This is a genomic window from Sphingomonas sp. GM_Shp_2 (assembly GCF_026540875.1).
GTDB lineage: Bacteria > Pseudomonadota > Alphaproteobacteria > Sphingomonadales > Sphingomonadaceae > Sphingomonas > Sphingomonas carotinifaciens.
The window spans coordinates 37,703-56,031 of sequence record NZ_JALNUQ010000019.1; the positions used below are offsets into that span (position 1 = coordinate 37,703).

Annotated in this window: 17 protein-coding genes; 13 read left to right on the forward strand and 4 right to left on the reverse strand. The window is 67.8% G+C overall.

The features are described 5' to 3' along the window. Positions 1-65: 65 nt before the first annotated feature. From astD to OXR08_RS08895, 7 genes are all read left to right on the forward strand, one after another. Positions 66-1,478 (forward strand): succinylglutamate-semialdehyde dehydrogenase, encoded by a 1,413-nt coding sequence (astD, locus tag OXR08_RS08865; protein WP_267349348.1) that lies wholly within the window; start codon positions 66-68, stop codon positions 1,476-1,478. Between the two features lie 225 nt (positions 1,479-1,703). Continuing rightward, a complete protein-coding gene (gene cobA, locus OXR08_RS08870; protein ID WP_267349349.1) occupies positions 1,704-2,495 on the forward strand; it encodes a uroporphyrinogen-III C-methyltransferase in 792 nt (263 codons plus the stop codon). Next, positions 2,492-2,788 (forward strand): DUF2849 domain-containing protein, encoded by a 297-nt coding sequence (locus tag OXR08_RS08875; RefSeq protein WP_112382171.1) that lies wholly within the window; start codon positions 2,492-2,494, stop codon positions 2,786-2,788. The genes cobA and OXR08_RS08875 overlap by 4 nt, the downstream gene beginning before the upstream one ends. Further along, positions 2,788-4,413, forward strand: coding sequence for a nitrite/sulfite reductase (locus OXR08_RS08880; protein WP_267349350.1), 1,626 nt, complete (start codon positions 2,788-2,790; stop codon positions 4,411-4,413). Before OXR08_RS08875 ends, OXR08_RS08880 begins: the two co-directional genes overlap by 1 nt. Next, positions 4,406-4,852 carry a DUF934 domain-containing protein gene (locus OXR08_RS08885; RefSeq protein WP_267349351.1) on the forward strand — a complete coding sequence of 149 codons (447 nt, stop codon included), beginning with the start codon at positions 4,406-4,408 and terminating at the stop codon, positions 4,850-4,852. Before OXR08_RS08880 ends, OXR08_RS08885 begins: the two co-directional genes overlap by 8 nt. Further along, on the forward strand, positions 4,845-5,597 hold the full coding sequence (locus OXR08_RS08890) for a phosphoadenylyl-sulfate reductase (RefSeq protein WP_267349352.1): 753 nt from the start codon (positions 4,845-4,847) through the stop codon (positions 5,595-5,597). The genes OXR08_RS08885 and OXR08_RS08890 overlap by 8 nt, the downstream gene beginning before the upstream one ends. 51 nt (positions 5,598-5,648) lie before the next feature. Then, complete coding sequence (locus tag OXR08_RS08895) at positions 5,649-6,734, forward strand: TonB family protein (RefSeq protein WP_267349353.1); 1,086 nt, start codon at positions 5,649-5,651, stop codon at positions 6,732-6,734. 28 nt (positions 6,735-6,762) lie between these two features. Here OXR08_RS08895 and OXR08_RS08900 read toward each other — a convergent pair whose 3' ends face one another. After that, positions 6,763-8,256 (reverse strand): replicative DNA helicase, encoded by a 1,494-nt coding sequence (locus OXR08_RS08900; protein WP_112382166.1) that lies wholly within the window; start codon positions 8,254-8,256, stop codon positions 6,763-6,765. Between the two features lie 101 nt (positions 8,257-8,357). Here OXR08_RS08900 and OXR08_RS08905 point away from each other — a divergent pair, with 101 nt between their 5' ends. Genes OXR08_RS08905 through OXR08_RS08925 form a run of 5 tightly spaced genes read left to right on the forward strand, consistent with a single transcriptional unit; the run spans position 8,358 to position 12,566 of the window. Continuing rightward, complete coding sequence (locus OXR08_RS08905) at positions 8,358-8,840, forward strand: UPF0262 family protein (protein ID WP_267349361.1); 483 nt, start codon at positions 8,358-8,360, stop codon at positions 8,838-8,840. Continuing rightward, positions 8,840-9,514 (forward strand): GH25 family lysozyme, encoded by a 675-nt coding sequence (locus OXR08_RS08910; RefSeq protein ID WP_149682075.1) that lies wholly within the window; start codon positions 8,840-8,842, stop codon positions 9,512-9,514. Before OXR08_RS08905 ends, OXR08_RS08910 begins: the two co-directional genes overlap by 1 nt. Then, on the forward strand, positions 9,511-9,957 hold the full coding sequence (locus OXR08_RS08915) for a cytidine deaminase (protein ID WP_267349354.1): 447 nt from the start codon (positions 9,511-9,513) through the stop codon (positions 9,955-9,957). Before OXR08_RS08910 ends, OXR08_RS08915 begins: the two co-directional genes overlap by 4 nt. A gap of 31 nt (positions 9,958-9,988) precedes the next feature. Then, positions 9,989-12,217, forward strand: a complete 2,229-nt coding sequence (locus OXR08_RS08920; protein ID WP_267349355.1) for a VacB/RNase II family 3'-5' exoribonuclease — start codon at positions 9,989-9,991, stop codon at positions 12,215-12,217. 52 nt (positions 12,218-12,269) lie between these two features. After that, entirely contained in the window at positions 12,270-12,566 is a 297-nt protein-coding gene (locus OXR08_RS08925) for a hypothetical protein (RefSeq protein WP_149682078.1), read from the forward strand. A 234-nt stretch (positions 12,567-12,800) separates the two neighbouring features. Here OXR08_RS08925 and proS read toward each other — a convergent pair whose 3' ends face one another. After that, positions 12,801-14,333 (reverse strand): proline--tRNA ligase, encoded by a 1,533-nt coding sequence (proS, locus tag OXR08_RS08930; protein ID WP_267349356.1) that lies wholly within the window; start codon positions 14,331-14,333, stop codon positions 12,801-12,803. 107 nt (positions 14,334-14,440) lie between these two features. Here proS and OXR08_RS08935 point away from each other — a divergent pair, with 107 nt between their 5' ends. Further along, positions 14,441-15,394, forward strand: coding sequence for a DMT family transporter (locus OXR08_RS08935; protein ID WP_240313438.1), 954 nt, complete (start codon positions 14,441-14,443; stop codon positions 15,392-15,394). Between the two features lie 18 nt (positions 15,395-15,412). On the opposite strand, the gene gcvPB is transcribed toward OXR08_RS08935, so the two are convergent. Further along, positions 15,413-16,981 (reverse strand): aminomethyl-transferring glycine dehydrogenase subunit GcvPB, encoded by a 1,569-nt coding sequence (gene gcvPB, locus OXR08_RS08940; protein WP_149682081.1) that lies wholly within the window; start codon positions 16,979-16,981, stop codon positions 15,413-15,415. Further along, on the reverse strand, positions 16,978-18,327 hold the full coding sequence (gene gcvPA, locus OXR08_RS08945) for an aminomethyl-transferring glycine dehydrogenase subunit GcvPA (protein ID WP_267349357.1): 1,350 nt from the start codon (positions 18,325-18,327) through the stop codon (positions 16,978-16,980). Before gcvPA ends, gcvPB begins: the two co-directional genes overlap by 4 nt. Positions 18,328-18,329 lie beyond the last annotated feature (2 nt).

The following is an 18,329-nucleotide window of genomic DNA, read 5'->3' on the forward strand; positions in this document are numbered from 1 at the left end:
GTGCCACGCAATCTTGCCCCCCATCCCCCGATCCCCTACCGATACGCGCAACAAGAGGGGCAGGAATGGCCGAAGAGTTGATCTCCTTCGAACCCGCAACGGGGACGGAACTGGCGCGGTTCGCGGTCGGCGCCGCGGACGTGGAGGTTGCCGCCGCGCGGGAGGCCTGGGCCGGCTGGGCCGCCCGCCCGCTCGCCTTCCGGATCGAGACGATGCGCCGCTTCGCCAATGTCGTGCGCGCCAAATCGGACGCCTTTACCGACCTGATCGCCCGCGAAACCGGCAAGCCGCTGTGGGAAGCGCGCACCGAGGTGGATTCGGTCGTCGCCAAGGTCGATATCTCGGTGTCCGCCTATGCGGATCGCACGTCGCAGCGCCGGATGGAACAGCCGATGGGCGCGCGCATCGCGGTCCGCCACAAGCCGCACGGCGTGCTGGCGGTGCTGGGCCCCTATAACTTTCCCGCCCACCTGCCCAACGGCCACATCGTCCCCGCGCTGATCGCGGGCAATGCGGTGGTGTTCAAGCCGTCGGAGAAGACGCCGGCGGTCGGCGCCTTCATGGTCGACTGCTACCGCGAGGCCGGTGTGCCCGAAGGCTGCATCCGCCTGCTGATCGGCGGCCCGGCGGAGGGCAAGGCGCTGGCCGAGCATGCCGGGATCGACGGGCTGCTCTTCACCGGCTCGGCGCGCACCGGCCTCGCCCTCAACCGCCTGTTCGCCGACCGCCCCGAAAAGATCCTCGCGCTGGAAATGGGCGGCAACAACCCGATCGTGGTGTGGGACACGCCGGACCTGCACAGCGCGGCGGTGCTGGTCATCCAGTCCGCCTTCACCACCGCCGGCCAGCGCTGCACCGCCGCGCGCCGCCTGATCGTGGAAAGCCGCCTGTACGATCCGCTGATCGAGACGCTGTGCGGCCTTGTCCGGCGCCTGATCGTCGGCGCGCCGCATGACCAGCCTGCGCCCTTCATGGGTCCGGTCATCGACAATGACGTGGCCGACCAGCTGGGCGAAAGCTTTCTTGCGCTGCTGATGCGCGGCGCCCGCCCGATCCGCCACCTCGAACGCCCCGATCCGGCCCGCCCCTTCCTGTCGCCCGCGATCATCGACGTGACCGGCATGGCGGAGCGGCCCGACATCGAACTGTTCGGCCCCATCCTGCAGGTCAGCCGGGTCGACGATTTCGACGCGGCGATCGCGGAGGCGAACGCCACCCGCTACGGCCTCTCCGCCTCCCTGGTCAGCCAGACCCCCGGCCTCTACGACCGCTTCTGGGCCAATATCCGCGCCGGCATCGTCAACTGGAACAAACCCACCAACGGCGCGGCCTCCAACGCGCCGTTCGGGGGCGTCGGCTGGTCGGGCAATCACCGCCCCAGCGCCTATTACGCCGCGGACTATTGCGCCTATCCGGTGGTCAGCAGCGAAGCCGACTCGGCCCGCGCGAGCCTTGGCGTCGGCCTGCGCGATTCCTGAGAATGTTTGAAAACGCGCGAAAGAGCGAGTTTTGAAGCGGTGCCGGCCCGCTCCCCCACCCGGCCACCCATCAAGGATACTGTGTGGGTGGCCGGGTGGGGGAGCGGGCCGGCACCGCAAAACGTGCCTCGGCACGTTTTCAAACACACTCCAACAAGTTGCGCTAAGGCCTGCCAAAGCATCGGTGCATTGCCGCGCCGCCCATGTCGCGCCACATGGACGATCATGGCTACGCTTCTCGATCCGACCGCGCGGGGACGCGTGATCCTGGTAGGCGCCGGACCCGGCGATCCCGGCCTGCTCACCGTGCGCGCGGTGGAGGCGCTGAAATCCGCGGATGTCGTCGTCCATGACGGGCTGATCGATCCCCGCGTGCTCGACATCGCACCGACCGGGGCCAGCCGCATCTCGGTCGCCAAGCGCCGCGCCCGCCACACCCTGCCGCAGGAGGCGATCAACGCGCTGATCGTCGCGCATGTGAAGACCGGCGCGATCGTCGTCCGGCTGAAGGGCGGCGACCCGTTCATCTTCGGCCGCGGCGGCGAAGAGGTGGAGGCGGTGCGCGCCGCCGGCCTGACCGTCGAGGTTATTCCCGGCGTATCGGCCGCGCTCGGCTGCGCGGCGGAGGCGATGCTGCCGCTCACCCACCGCGATCACAGCTCGGCGGTGACCTTTGTCGCCGGCCAGTGCAAGGGGCTGACCGATCAGGACTGGTCGGGCCTTGCCGGCCAGGGCCGCACGCTCGTCATCTATATGGGCGTGGCGACCGCGGACGCGATCGCCGACAAGCTGATCGCCGATGGCGTCGCGCCCGACATGCCCGTCGCGGTGCTCGAAAAGGGCACGCTGGAGGGTCACCGCGCGCTGAAGACGCTGCTCGCCGATCTGGGCGCCATGGTCGGCCGCGAGAATGTGCAAAGCCCCGCGATCATCGTCGTCGGCGAGGTCGTGGAACTCTCCGATGCACAGGACCGGCTTGCCGGATGGGCGCGGGTGGCCGAAGGGCTGTCGGCATGAAGCTGTTGACCGGAAACGATCTCGCCTCGGGCGATGTGGTGTGGTGGACCGGCGAAAGCTGGTCGCGCCATGTCGAGGATGCGGTGGACGTCGGCACCGGCGGCGAGGCGATCCTGCAGGCGGAGGAAGGCGCGCGCCGCGTCAACGTCCCCTATCTGATCGATGCCGAGGCCGGGCCCGACGGCCCCCGCCCCGCGCATATCAAGGACCGTATCCGCGCGCTCGGCCCCACCGTGCGCCCCGACCTGACGCTGAAACCCGCCGATCCGCAGGCGGGAAGCTGGGTGATCTGATGTACCAGTATGACGAATACGACCAGTCCATCGTCGACGCGCGCGTCGAGGAGTTTCGCGACCAGGTAGAGCGTCGTCTGTCCGGCGCGATGACCGAGGATCAGTTCAAGCCGTTGCGGCTGATGAACGGCCTCTATCTGCAACTCCACGCCTATATGCTGCGCATCGCGGTACCCTATGGCACGCTGGACGCGCGCCAGATGCGCATGCTCGGCCACATCGCGCGCAAATATGACCGTGGCTATGGCCACTTCACCACGCGCCAGAACATCCAGTTCAACTGGATCAAGCTGGCCGACGCACCCGATATCCTGGCCGAACTGGCGACGGTGCAGATGCATGCCATCCAGACGAGCGGCAACTGCATCCGCAACATCTCGTCCGACCAGTTCGCCGGCGCCGCGGCCGACGAGGTGACCGATCCGCGTCCCTGGGCAGAGCTGATCCGCCAATGGTCGACCTTCCATCCCGAATTCACCTACCTGCCGCGCAAGTTCAAGATCGCGGTGATCGCGGCGGACGAGGATCGTGCGGCGATGCGCCTGCACGATATCGGCATCCAGTTGCTGGAGCGGGATGACCAGCTGGGCGCGAAGATCTTCGTCGGCGGCGGCATGGGCCGCACCCCGATGATCGCGCACGAGGTGAAGGACTTCATCACCGCCGACCATCTGATGAGCTATCTGGAGGCCTGCCTGCGGGTCTATAATCGCTATGGCCGGCGCGACAACATCTACAAGGCGCGGATCAAGATCCTGCTGCACGAGATCGGCCCGGACGAGTATCGCCGTCAGGTCGAGGAAGAGTTCGCCCAGATCCGCGACCTCGGCATCGACCCGCCGGTCGCCGAACTGGAACGTATCTCGGCGATGTTCGCCGCGCCCGCCTTTGCCGCGGACGCGCCCGAAACGCTCGATCGCAGCGATCCCGATTTCGCCGTTTGGCTCGACCAGAATGTGTCCGCGCACAAGCAGCCCGGCCACGCCGTCGTCACGATCAGCCTGAAGCCGATCGGCGGCATTCCCGGCGATGCGTCCGCCGACCAGATCGACCTGATGGCCGACCTGGCCGAACGCTACAGCTTCGACGAACTGCGCGTCACCCATGCGCAGAACATCGTGCTGCCGCATGTCCGCAAGGCCGACCTGTACGCCATCTGGCAGCAGCTTCGCGATGCCGGGCTGGCCGAGGCCAATCTCGACCTCATCTCCGACATCATCGCCTGCCCCGGGCTTGATTATTGCAGCCTGGCCAACGCCCGCTCGATTCCCCTGGCGCAGAAGATCGGCGTGCGCTTCTCCGGCCGCGAACGCGAACTGGGCGAGTTGAAGCTCAAGATCTCGGGCTGCATCAATGCGTGCGGCCACCATCATGCCGGTCACATCGGCATTCTCGGCGTCGACAAGAAGGGCACCGAGAATTATCAGCTGCTGCTCGGCGGCTCGGGCGCGGAGGACGTGTCGCTCGGCAAGATCACCGGTCCCGGTTTCGACGAGGACGGCGTGGTCGATGCGATCGAGCGCGTCACCGACCGCTACATCGCGGTGCGCGAAGAGGGCGAGCGTTTCCTCGACACCTATCGCCGCGTCGGCATGCAGCCCTTCAAGGAAGCGATCTATGGCTGATCTGGCCGGCAACACCGACGCGCTGCTGCGCTTCCGCGACGACGAGCCGCATGACGAACCCGCCGTCACGCTCGACGCGTTCGCCAGCCAGACCAATGCCACCGCGGTCCGGCTGGAAGCGGGCGACGATGCGCGCGTCCTGATCCCGCATCTCGGCCAGATCGCGCTGGTGGAGGTCAGCTTCCCCACCTATCGCGACGGTCGCGGCTATTCCGCCGCACGGATCCTGCGCGAAGCGGGCTATGCGGGCGAATTGCGCGCCGCCGGCGACGTGCTGGTCGATCAACTGCCGCACATGCGCCGCTGCGGGTTCGACAGCTTCGCGCCCGAGACGCCAATCGATGCCGCGGTGCTGGAACGCAGCCTGTCGCGTTATCCCACGCCCTATCAGGCCGCCGCCGATGCGCGCGTGCCCGTGTGGAAGCTGCGCCATGGCTGAAGCCGCCCGCACGATCGACGCGATCGATACCGCACCGGCCTTCACGCCCGCCGACGCCGCCCGGATGCAGGCGCGCTTTGCCGGCGTGCCCGCGCCAGCGATGCTGGCCGAGCTGCTGACCGGCGAACTGGCCGGGCGGGTCGCGGCGGTATCGTCCTTCGGTGCGGAGTCGGCGGTGCTGCTCCACATGGTCGCCGCGGTCGATCCGGGCATTCCCGTACTCTTCACCAACACGCAAAAGATGTTCGGGGAGACGCTTGCCTATCGCGACATGCTGGTCGAGCATCTGGGGCTGACCGCGCTGCGCGTGTTTCGCCCCGATCCGCATCTCCTCGCCATCAAGGACCGCGAGGGCATTCGCCACGGCTATGACCCCGACGGCTGCTGCGACCTGCGCAAGGTCGAGCCGCTGGCCCGCGCCCTCGCCCCTTTCGACGCCTGGATTTCGGGCCGCAAGGGTTTTCAGGCCGGCACCCGCACCGCCCTGCCCCGCTTCGAAGCGGATGGCGGGCGCCTGAAGATCAACCCGCTCGCCGACTGGGCGAAGGCCGATCTCGACGCCTATTTCGCGACCCATGCGCTGCCCCGCCATCCGCTCGAAGCGCAGGGCTATCTGTCGATCGGTTGCGCGCCCTGCACCAGCCCGGTGAAACCCGGCGAAGATGCGCGTGCCGGCCGCTGGCGCGGCATGGGCAAGGTGGAATGCGGCATCCACCAGCCGGTGAGCGAACTCTCGCCACGCTGACTTGTGGCCGTCACAGGACGGATGCAGACTGGCGGTATGAGAGGATCGATCATGCTCGCCGCCGCACTGGCGGCGCATCCCGTCGGCGCGGCGGCGCCCTTCGACGTGCCACCTGCGCCAGACGGTGATCGTCCGCTTGTCGCCTGGATGCCCGGAACGGTGCAGTGCGATGGCGCCGTGGTCAGCCCCGTGACGATGCGACGCCCCTTGACCCGTCTTGGCTGGAGCGGATCGATGCCGCAGATCGCCAGCCTCGCCGTCTCGTTCGACATCGACCCGGCAGGCCGTCCGCTGTCGATCCGCCGGGTCTCCCCGGAATTTCGCCCGTTGTCAGAAGATGTCTTGCCCTCACTCGCCGCCAGCCGCTTTCCGGCGGGCGACGCCCGTGCAGGATGCCGGATCACCTATACGCACCGAATGACCGCGATGACGGAAACGCCGGTGGAAGACCTGGTCTCCTACTCGCTGTACCGTCCCGATGGCGCGCTGCCCTGGTCTGGCTGGAACCGCATCTTCACCATGAACGGCAACTGCGCAGACAGGCCGCTCCCGCCACCTCTGGTGCAGGTCTATCCCGATTTTCAGAAGATTCCGGCGACACCGGGATCGCGCGACTGGTCGATGGTGACCTATGACCAGGACGCACGCGGCCGGACGCGAAACGTCCGCACGCTCTACAGCACCGGCAACGCCGCCCTGGATGCGGCAAGCGTCAAAGCGATGCGCGCATCCCGTCATAGCGGCGGCGCGCGTGCAGGCTGCGTGTATCCCTATTGGCGCGCGCCGATGCGGCTGGCGGCGCCCCCCTCACCCGACACCCTGTCGCTTCGCCCGACAACGAGCAACTGCAACGCAAGCGACGACACGTACGCGACACAGCCACGGCTGATCTATCCCGAAGCCTATAGCAAGCGATCGATCGAGGGGTGGGCGATCGTCGCTTTCGATGTCGCGCCCTGGGGCGAACTCGGCAATCTGCGCGTACTGGCCAGCCAGCCCAGCGAGGATTTCGGTCAACAGGCGCTTCAGGTCCTGCGATCGGCACGCAAGGCGCCGTCGCAGGCCGGGCGCGTCGGTTGCGTGGACAAGGTCGTCTTCCGCATGGGGCCGACCGACGAAGAGGCATCCGCTCTTTAAGGGCGGCTGCCTCTGTCTCCCTGCGCCCTCAATACCCCGCGTAGTCGGTAAAGCGGGTGATCGTCGGATCGAACTTCAGCACGACCTTGCCGGTCGCACCGTGGCGCTGCTTGGCGACGATCAGCTCGGCCAGACCGTACACGCGCTCCACCTCGCTCGCCCAGCGCGAATGGTCCTCGAACACCTTGCCGTCATCGCCCTCCATCGGTCGCTTCGGCTCGCGCTGCATCATGTAGTAATCCTCGCGAAACACGAACCACACCATGTCCGCGTCCTGCTCGATCGATCCCGATTCGCGCAGGTCCGATAGCATCGGCCGCTTGTCCTCGCGCTGCTCCACCGCGCGGCTGAGCTGCGACAGGGCCAGCACCGGCACGTTCATGTCCTTGGCCAGCGTCTTCAGGCCGCGTGAGATTTCGGAGATTTCCTGCACGCGGTTGTTCTCGGACGATTTGCCCGATCCGCTGAGCAACTGGAGATAGTCGACCACGACCAGGCCGATCTGGTTGTTGTGCCGCCGCTGCAACCGGCGGACGCGGGTGTGCAGGGCGGAGATCGACAGGCCGCCGGTATCGTCGATGAACAGCGGCAACTGCTCCAGTTCCGCCGCGGCGGCCGCCAGCTGCGCGAACTCGCTGCGGCTGATCTTGCCCATGCGCAGCGACTCGGAACTGATCCCGGACTGTTCGGCCAGGATACGCGTCGCCAGCTGGTCGGCCGACATTTCCAGGCTGAAGAAGGCGACCTTGGCGCCCACCGATTCGGCCGGCGGGATGCCGTCCTGCATGTCGCGCATCCAGCGGCGCGCGGCGTTGAACGCGATGTTGGTCGCCAGCGAGGTCTTGCCCATGCCCGGGCGGCCGGCAAGGATCATCAGATCCGAATGATGCATGCCGCCGATCTTGGCGTTGACCGAGTCGAGGCCCGTGGTGATGCCCGAGACGTGCCCGCCGGAATTCAGCGCACGTTCCGCCATCTTCACCGCGATCGTCGTCGCCTGCGCGAACGTCTTGGTCGCTCCCTCGGCCCCCCCGTCGGCCGCCACCTTGTACAGCTCGTTCTCCGCCAACTCGATCTGCGCGCGCGGGTTCACCTCCTCCGACGTGTCCATCGCCCGGTCGACCAGCGTGCGGCCCACCTGCACCAGCGAACGCAGCATCGCCAGATCATAGATCTGTGTAGCGAACTGCCGCGCCCCGATCAGGCCGGCGCCCGATCCGGTGAGGCTGGCCAGATAGGCCGGGCCGCCCAGTTCCTTCATGCCCTCATCGGCGTCGAACATCGGGCGCAGCGTGACGGGGGTCGCCAGCATGTCGTTGCTGCGCAGCGTCTTGATCGCCGCAAAGATGCGGCCGTGGACCGGCTCGAAGAAGTGGATGGGCTCCAGCCGGTCGACCAGGTCGTCCGCCAGCCGGTTGTCGATCATCATCGCGCCGAGCATCGCGGCCTCGGCCTCGACGTTGCGGGGGAGCTGCTGCGGTTCGGCAGCGGCGGCAGGGGTCGGGAATGCAAGGGTGGCCATATCCGCCCGTTAGACCCGGCAGCCCGCGCCACTCAAGCGAGATTGCGGCGAATGGCCGCGATTGCAGGCGGTCTGGATCGTGTCTATCGCAACAATCCATGATGGCGGACCCGCGGATCATCAGCGTCGATCTGGACGAGCACAGCCTGGGCTGGCGCTCGGCCGACATCGAGCAGGAGCGGCGGATCGCGATCTTCGACCTGATCGAGACCAATTACTTCGCGCCGCAGCGGCCACAGGCGGACGGCTATGCCGGCCCCTACCGGATCAAACTGGAATCCGAGGAAGGCCGCTTGGGCATCCATATGCACCGCGAGGACGGCACGCATATCGAAACCCTCGTCCTCGCCCTTGGCCGCTTCCGCCGCCCGATCCGCGACTATTTCGCGATCTGCGACAGCTATTTCCAGGCGATCCGGCAGGCGAGTGCGCAGCAGATCGAGACGATCGACATGGCGAGGCGCGGCTTGCACAACGATGCGGCGGAGATGCTGAAGGAACGGCTGGCCGGCAAGATCGAGGTCGATTTCGATACCGCGCGTCGCCTGTTTACTCTGCTCTGCGTCCTGCATATCCGCGGCTGATGCGTCTTCTCCTGCGATTCGGGGCTGCGCTGGCGGCACTCGGCGGGCTCGGGGTCGGCGGCTGGAGCTATGCTACCGGCTGGCATCCCCCGACCGAACGATATCCACTGCAAGGCATTGATTTGCCCGAAAACCCGCCGCCGGTGGAGTGGAAGACGCTGCGCGCGAACGGCGCGGACTTCGCCTATCTGGTCGCGACCTCGGGCGCGGATCGCCGTGATGCGGCGTTCGAGGCGAACTGGGCCGCACTGCCCGATGCCGGCATGCGGCGCGGGGCGGTGCACCTCTTCTCGCTATGCCAGGATGCACTGGCACAGGCCAACGCCTTCAACACCTTCGTGCCCCGCGCCGGGGATGCGCTGCCCGCCGCGATCGACATCAGCTATCATGACGATTGCACCGCACGGCCCGAACGCGCCGAACTGGTGGAGGATCTGCAGCACTTCATCCAGCGGGTCGAGACGCATCTCGCCAAGCCGGTGCTGCTGCGCGTGTCGAAGGCCGTGGACGCGGATTACCAACTGTCCGGTGCGCTGCCGCGTCCGATCTGGGCGATGGGCAACATGCTGGAACCCGACTATGCCGCCCGCCCCTGGCGGATGTGGCGTGCCACCGACTTCCGCCGCATCGACGGCGTGGAAGGCCCCGTGAACTGGAACGTCGTCGCCCCATGACCCAAGCCAAAACGCTGATCGCCGCCGCCCGCGCCGCCGCTGTCCACGCGCATGCACCCTATTCGCGCTTCGCGGTGGGTGCCGCCTTGCTGATGAAGGACGGCAGCATCGTCACCGGTGCCAATGTCGAGAATGCCAGCTACGGCCTGTCGCTCTGCGCCGAGACGGTGGCCGTCGCTACCGCCAGTGCGGCGGGCCGTATCCGGGAGGTGGTCGCCGTCGGGGTGATCGGGGGGGCGATGGACGGGACGGGCCGCGCGACCGGCACCACCCCGGTCAGCCCCTGTGGCCGCTGCCGCCAGGTCCTGAACGAAGCCGCGCAACTGGGCGGCGTCGACCTGCCCGTCCATTGCGGATCGGCCGAGGGCGATGCGATCCGCAGCTACCGCCTGTCCGAGCTGCTGCCCGACGCTTTCGGCCCGGCCGATCTGGGCATGGGGTGACGTAAGCCCCCCGCCCCCCTATCTCGTTACGATGAAGAAGCCGAAACAGGGCCTGCCCACCCGCGAACAGATCCTCGCCTTTATCGAGACATCGGACCAGCCCGCCGGCAAGCGGGAGATCGCGCGCGCCTTTGGCCTCGTCGCGCAGGACAAGATCGCGCTGAAGGCGCTGCTCAAGGACATGGGGGACGAGGGGCTGATCGACAGCGCCCCCGGCCGCGCCTTCCACCGCATGGGCGGACTGCCCCGCGTTACGGTGCTGCGCGTCGCCGATGTCGACGATGCCGGCACTATCTGGGCCGTTCCGGAGCGTTGGGAGGCCGAGGACGCAGCGCCGCCGCGCCTGAGGGTGCGCGAGCGCAAGCGTGGCAGCCTGGGGATCGGCGATCGGGTGCTGGCGCGGACCGAGCAGGACGAGCGGGGATGGACCGCGCATCCGATGAAGACGCTGCCGCGTGCGTCGGAGCAGGTGCTGGGCGTGCTGCGCGAGGAAGGCGGGCGGCTGTGGCTGACCGGCGTCGAGAAGAAGGAGCGGCGCGAGTTCCTCGTCGCCGACGCGGGCGATGCGGGTCCCGGCGACCTGGTGCTGGCCGAAAAGGCCGGGCGGCCGCCGCGCGTCACGGTGCGCGTGACCGAGCGGCTGGGCGATCCCTTCGCCCCGCGCAGCTTCTCGCTGATCGCGATCCACCGCCACGAGATCCCCGACCAGTTCAAGCCCGAGACGCTGGAGGAAGCGACACGTGTCGCCGCACAGCCGCTGGGCGACGACCGCGAGGATCTGCGTGCGCTGCCCATCGTCGCGATCGACCCGGCGGATGCGCGCGACCATGACGATGCGGTATGGGCCGCCCCCGATGACGATCCCGCCAATCCCGGCGGGTGGAAGGCGGTGGTCGCGATTGCGGATGTCAGCTTCTATGTACGCCCCGGCTCCGCGCTGGATCAGGACGCCCGGCGCCGCGGCAACTCGGTCTATTTCCCCGATCGCGTCGTGCCGATGCTGCCCGAAATCCTGTCCGCCGAGGTGTGTTCGCTGAAGGAAGGCGAAGATCGGGCCGCGCTCGCCTGCCACCTTCAGGTCGGCCGGGACGGCACGTTGAAGGGCTGGCGCTTCAGCCGTGCCGTTGTCCGCATCGCCGCCAACATCGCCTATGAGGATGCGCAGGCGGCGATCGACGGCACGGTGCCGCATGCATTGACCGAGACGGCGCTGCGCCCGCTATGGGATTGCTGGGCAGCACTCGCCAAGGCGCGCGATGCACGCGAGCCGCTGGACCTCGATCTGCCGGAACGCCGCGTGGTGCTGGACGAGAAGGGCCGCATCCTGTCGGTCGCGCCGCGCGAGCGGCTGGATGCGCATCGCCTGATCGAGGATTACATGATCGCCGCCAATGTCGCGGCCGCCAAGGCACTGGAAGCGCGCAAGGCGCCCGTCATGTACCGGGTCCACGAACCGCCCTCGCGCGAGAAGCTGGCGGCGCTGAAGGATTATCTGGAAACCTTCGACGTCGCCTTCACCCTTGGCCAGGTGATCCGCCCGGCGACGTTCAACCGGGTGCTGGAGCGTGTCGGCGATGCCGATTTCCGCCCGCAGGTGATGGAACAGGTGCTGCGTACCCAGACCCAGGCCTATTATGCGCCGGCCAATCACGGCCATTTCGGCCTGTCGCTGGGCAGCTATGCGCATTTCACCTCGCCGATCCGGCGCTATGCCGATCTGGTCGTCCACCGCGCGCTGGTCGCCGCCTATGCGCTCGGTCCCGGCGGCGTGAAGCCCGATCCGGCCGAGATGGACCGCATCGGCGAGGGGATCAGCCGGCTGGAGCGCCGCGCGATGGAGGCCGAGCGCGAGACGATCGACCGCTATGTCGCGGCCTATCTGTCCGAGCATATCGGCAGCATCGTCGAGGTGCGGGTAACGGGCGTGCAGAATTACGGCCTGTTCGCCACGGTCGAGGGCATTGGCGGCGATGGCCTGCTGGCGGTCCGCGACCTGGGTGGCGAGTATTTCCGCTATGACGAGTCGGCCCGGACGCTGACCGGAGAGGATAGCGGCGACCAATATACGCTGGGCCAGCGCCTGTCGCTGCGACTGGCGGAGGCCAATCCGGTATCCGGTGCGCTGCGCTTCGAACTGCCCGAAGGCGGCGGGGGCGGCGCGCCACCGGAACGCGACGGCAGGCGCGGGCGCGGCCATCCCCGCGTGCTGAAGCGGCGTGGACGCCCCGGCAATATCCGGCACAACGGGCGCCGGCGTTAATAGCCTCTTTGCCCCGGCGATGCTATCGGCAGGCCGGGGCATCGGGGGCGTGATGAGCAAGGCGAAACATTCGAGACGCAGGATCGTGCAGGCGCTGGTCGGGGCCGGCGCGACGCTGCCGGCGCGGGCGGTCGCGCTGGATGGCGGGGCGGATGCGCGGATGCTGCGGCGCATGGTGCGTTTCGGCGCCGTGGTGGAGGCCAAACCCGGCCTGTATTATCTCGACGCGCAGCGACTGGAAGGTTTTCGCGGCGCATTGCGGCGGCGAAGGGCCGCGCTGTGGGCGGCCCTGTCGGGCATGATCGGCACGATCATGACGGTGTTGCTGATGTCCGCGATCGCGGAATAGCCGCGCCAGCGAAGGCCCCGAGGACAAGGCGTTTTCCGATAATCAAGCGCGGTCGCCCTCACCCTTCCGCGGCTGTGCCGCTCCCTCCAGCATCGGGTCGGTTATGCCCCCGGCATGACCTGAACAGTGCGGGGCACTGTTCACCCGATGCTCCCACCGGGAGAGGGAAAGACGCCGAAGGCGGCGAAGGGTGAGAGCAATCAGGCCCGACTTTCGCCGGGACCGGTTTGCCGATCAGTAAGCGCGGCCGATCAGGATGCGCTCCACCGCAGGCGCGCCGGTGAAGATGCAGGGGCCGTCATCGCATCCCGTCTGACCGGCGGGCGCATTGCGGATCGTCAGCTTCAGCGCTTTCAGCCGCTCCACCACGCTATCGAGCGCGGCGCCGGTCGGCTTGGACCAGCGTACGTCGACCCAGCCGGGGTTCTTCGCCGCCTCGGCGAAATGCGCCTCGACCCCGGCCCAGTCGTCGACAGGGACGATATTCGCGCGCAGCTTCTCGACCGACTGGGCATGCAGCGTCGCCTGGATATCCTCCAGCATCGCCGCGGCATCGCCGACAAAGGCGTCGCGCGCGACGACCTGCGAGTCGAGCTTGCCATCCTCGCGGTACAGGCGATCGCGGCGGATGACCGAGACGTTGCCGCCGGCCACGTCGCGGCCACCGATCTCGATGACGATCGGCGCGCCCTTCTTTACCCAGCCCCAGCGCTTGGTCGCTGCCTTGGCAGGCCGTGCATCGACCATCGCGCGGATCGGCTCGCCCAGCGCGGACTGCTTCACCAGTTGCGCCTGCAATTCACGGGCATAATCGACGATCGCGGCATCCTCGGGCTGGTCGCGCAGCATCGGGACGATCACGACCTGCCACGGCGCGATCATCGGCGGCACGCGCAATCCGTCGTCGTCACCGTGCACCATGATGACCGCACCGATCATCCGCGTCGACACGCCCCAGCTCGTCGTGTTCGCCAGTTCCAGCTGCCCTTCGGCATTCTGGAAACGGATGTTCTGCGCGTGCGCGAAGTTGGTGCCCAGGAAGTGGCTGGTGCCCGCCTGCAGCGCCTTGCCGTCCTGCATCATCGCCTCGATCGACCAGGTCTCGACCGCACCGGGGAAGCGTTCATTCTCCGGCTTCTCGCCGGCGATGACATGGACGCCCAGGCAATCTTCCGCGAAGGAGCGGTAGACCTCCAGCATCTTCAGCGTCTCGCCCTTGGCCTCCTCGGCGGAGGCGTGGGCGGTATGCCCCTCCTGCCACAGGAATTCGGCGGTGCGCAGGAACATGCGGGTGCGCATTTCCCAGCGCACGACGTTCGCCCACTGGTTGATGAGCACGGGCAGGTCGCGCCACGACTGCACCCAGCGCGAAAAGGCGGTGCCGATCACCGTTTCGGAGGTGGGGCGCACGACCAGCGGCTCCTCCAGCTTCGCCTCCGGATCGGGCATCAACCCGCCCTTGCCGTCCGGGATCAGGCGGTGGTGCGTGACGACCGCCATCTCCTTGGCGAAACCCTCGACATGCTCGGCCTCCTTTTCGAAATAGGAGAGCGGGATGAAGAGCGGGAAATAGCAATTCTCGTGCCCCGTCGCCTTGATCCGGTCGTCCAGCAGGCGCTGGATCCGCTCCCAGATGCCATAGCCCCAGGGCCGGATGACCATGCAGCCGCGCACGCCTGAATCCTCGGCCATGTCGGCCTCGGTGATGACGGATTGATACCAGGCGGCGAAATCCTGCTCGCGGGTGACGGAAAGCGCGTGTTTCATGGGGGTGCCGATAGCGCGAAGCCGGGCGGTTAGGCCATAGGCGATCGCGCGCCATCCCGATCGGGATCGATACGGGGTGGGATGATTGTTGCGTTGCAGCTAAGGCCGTGGCCGTGATTGCCTCCAAGCCCGGCGCATCCGCGGATCGCGTAACCCCTTCTTCCGACACGCTTGCATCGGCCATCGGCCTGCGCCTGCTCTCCGTCCTGTGTTTTGCGGTGATGAACGCTGGCATCAAGCTGGCAGAGCGCAGCGGCGCCGGACTGGGCGAGATCCTGTTTTTCCGTCAGGCGGGCGCCGCGATGCTGGTCGCAATCGTCGTCGCGAGCGGGCCGGGGCTGGCCAGTGTCGCAACGCAGCGGCTCGGCGCGCATGTCAGCCGCGCCGTGGTCGGCGTGATATCGATGGCGTTCACCTTTGCCGCGATCCTGGCGCTGCCGCTGGCGGAGGCGACGATCATCGGCTTCAGCGTGCCGATCTGGGCGACGATCTTCGGCGCACTGATCCTGCGCGAGCCGACCGGCATATGGCGCTGGGGGGCGGTACTTGCCGGGTTCGTCGGCGTCATCATCGTGACCCAGCCGGGGGGCGGCGACCTGCCGGTCTGGGGGCTGACATGCGGCATGGTGGCGGCGTTCCTGACCGGGATCATCATGATCCTGCTGCGCCAGATCGGCCGGACGGAGGCCGCGTTGACCACCGTCTTCTGGTTCTCCACGCTGTCGCTGATACCGCTGGGCGTGGTCTATGCCCTGTCGGCGAAGCCGCATCCGGCCGAAACCTGGGGCTGGCTGGCGCTGATCGGGATCGCGGGTGGAACCGCGCAGATCGCGATGACGTCCAGCCTGCGGCGCGGTGCCGTGTCGCTGGTGGTGCCGATGGATTATTCCAGCCTGTTATGGGCCACGCTGTTCGGTTGGGCCATCTTCGGCACGCTGCCGGCCGAGACGACCTGGATCGGCGCACCGATCATCATCGCCAGCGGTCTGGTGATCGTCTGGCGGGAGGCGGTGCGGCGGCGCCGCACCACTCTCGCAGCCGAAAGCGGCGAGATAGGCTGACCTACCCCGCCGCCCTGCTCATTCCGCGGCCTTGGCGAGCGTTTCCTTCCAGACCAGCACCGGCTTGCGCGCGGCCTGCGTCTCGTCGAGCCGGGCACGCGGCGCGAAGTGCGGCGCGGTCTTCAGCGAGGCATCGCCCGCCTTGGCCCGTTCCGCCACCGAGCGCAGCGCGCCGATGAACTGGTCGAGCGCGGCCTTCGACTCGGTTTCGGTCGGCTCCACCAGCATCGCGCCGTGCACCACCAGCGGGAAGTACATGGTCATCGGGTGGAAACCCTCGTCGATCAGCGCCTTGGCGATGTCGATCGTCGAGAAGCCGTCCGCCAGCCCTTCGTCGGAGAAGATCGCCTCATGCATGCACGGGCCGCTGTTCGCGAAGGGCGCGTCCAGCGTGTTCTCCAGGCTGCGCAGCACGTAATTGGCGTTCAGCACCGCGTCCTCGGCGACCTGGCGCAAACCGTCCGCGCCGTGGCTGAGGATATAGGTCAGCGCGCGGGTGAACATGCCCATCTGGCCGTGGAAGGCGACCATGCGGCCAAAGCTGTCGGCATGATGCTCGTCCGCCGTCTCCTCCTCGACCAGGCGGAAGCCTTCGCCGGTCTTCTCGACAAAGGGCAGCGGCGCGAACGGGGTCAGCGCTTCGGAGAACACCACCGGCCCCGAACCCGGACCGCCGCCGCCATGCGGGGTGGAAAAGGTCTTGTGCAGGTTGATGTGCATCGCATCGACGCCGAGGTCGCCCGGGCGCACGCGCCCGACGATCGCGTTGAAGTTCGCGCCGTCGCAATAGACATAGCCGCCCGCGGCATGGACCGCGTCGGAAATGTCCTTCAGGTCGCGCTCGAACAGGCCGCAGGTGTTCGGGTTGGTGATCATCACGCCCGCCACGTCGGGGCCCAGGCGAGCCTTGAGCGCCTCGCTGTCGACCCGGCCATCGGCGGTGGCGGGGATGTCCTCGACCTTGAAGCCCGCGAACGCCGCGGTCGCCGGATTGGTGCCGTGCGCCGATTCGGGAACCAGGATGACCTTGCGATGCCCCTCGCCCCGCTTCTCCAGCGCCGCCTTGATCGCCAATATGCCGCACAGTTCGCCATGCGCGCCCGCCTTGGGGCTCATCGCGACCGAGGTCATGCCGGTCAGCGTCACCAGCCAGTGGGCGAGCTGATGGATCACCTCCAGCGCGCCCTGCACCGTGTCGACCGGTGCCAGCGGGTGCACGTCGGAGAAGCCGGGCAGGCGTGCCATCTTCTCGTTCAGCCGCGGATTGTGCTTCATCGTGCACGATCCCAGCGGGAACAGGCCGAGATCGATCGCGTAGTTCTGGCGCGACAGGCGCGTATAATGGCGCACCGTCTCCGGCTCGGACAGGCCGGGCAGGCCGATCGCGGCGTCGCGCGTCAGGCCGCCGAGGCGGCTCGCCGCCTTGGGCGCGGGCACGATATCGACGCCCGTCGTGTCGGTGGACCCGATCTCGAAGATCAGCGCCTCTTCGAGCATCAGTGCCTTGTTGCCGGTGAAGGTGGCAGGCGCGCCGCCGTCCTTGGCCTCGGGTGCGCTGGGCTTCCAGCCGCTCTGGTTGATCGTCATGCCAGCACCTCCTGCAGCGCGGTGGCCAGGGTTTCGATATCCTCTGCGGTCGTCGTCTCGGTGGCCGCGATCACCAGGCCGTTCGCAAGCGCGTCTTCGCCCGGATACAGCCGGCCGAGCGACACGCCGGCCAGCACGCCGCGCTCCGCCAGCGTGCGAACCACGGGGCGCGCCTCGACCGGCAGCGTCACGGTGAATTCGTTGAAGAACGCATCGTTGACGAGCGACACGCCCGGCACCTGCGCCAGCCGCTCCGCCGCCTGCACCGCCAGCGCATGGTTGAGGCCGGCCAGATCGCGCAGCCCCTTCTCGCCCAGCAGCGTCATGTGGATCGAGAAGGCGAGCGCGCATAGCCCCGAGTTGGTGCAGATGTTCGACGTCGCCTTTTCCCGGCGGATATGCTGCTCGCGCGTGGACAGCGTCAGCACGAAGCCGCGCTTGCCGTCCGCATCCACCGTCTCGCCGCACAGCCGCCCGGGCATCTGGCGGACATATTTGTCCTTGCACCCGAACAGCCCGACATAGGGTCCGCCGAATTGCAGGCCGACGCCCAGCGACTGGCCTTCGCCCACGACGATATCGGCGTCCATCTCGCCGGGCGAGCGGATCGCCCCCAGCGCGACGGGCTCGGTAACGACCGCGATCAGCAGCGCCTTGTTCGCATGGCACGCATCGGCCAGCGGCGTCAGGTCGGCAATGCGACCCAGAATGTCCGGATACTGGACGACGACGCACGACGTATCGCCGTCGATCGCCGCGATCAGCGCGTCGATATCGGTCTCGGCGGTCAGCGTCGGCGCGGACGTTGCCAGCGCATCGCCGGTATATTTCGCCATGGTCTTCGCGACCGAGACATAGTGCGGATGCAGCCCCGAGGACAGGATCGCCTTGCCGCGCTTGGTGATGCGGCGCGCCATGCCGATCGCCTCCCAACAGGCGGTCGAGCCGTCATACATCGAGGCGTTGGCGACGTCGGTGCCGAGCAGGCGTGCGACCTGCGTCTGGAACTCGAACAGCATCTGCAGCGTGCCCTGCGCGATTTCCGGCTGATAGGGCGTATAGGCGGTCAGGAACTCGCCGCGCTGGATCATGTGGTCGACGCTGGCGGGCACATGGTGCCGGTATGCACCGCAACCCAGGAAGAAGGGCACCTCGCCCGCCACCGTGTTCTTGCGGGCCAGCGCGGTCATGTGACGCTCGACCGCGAGTTCGGAGGCGTGGTTCGGCAGGCCCGCGATCGGGCCGGACAGACGCGCGGCTTCGGGTACGTCGACGAACAGATCGTCGACCGAGGACGCGCCGATGACCGACAGCATCGCGCCGCGGTCGGTATCGGTAAGGGGCAGGT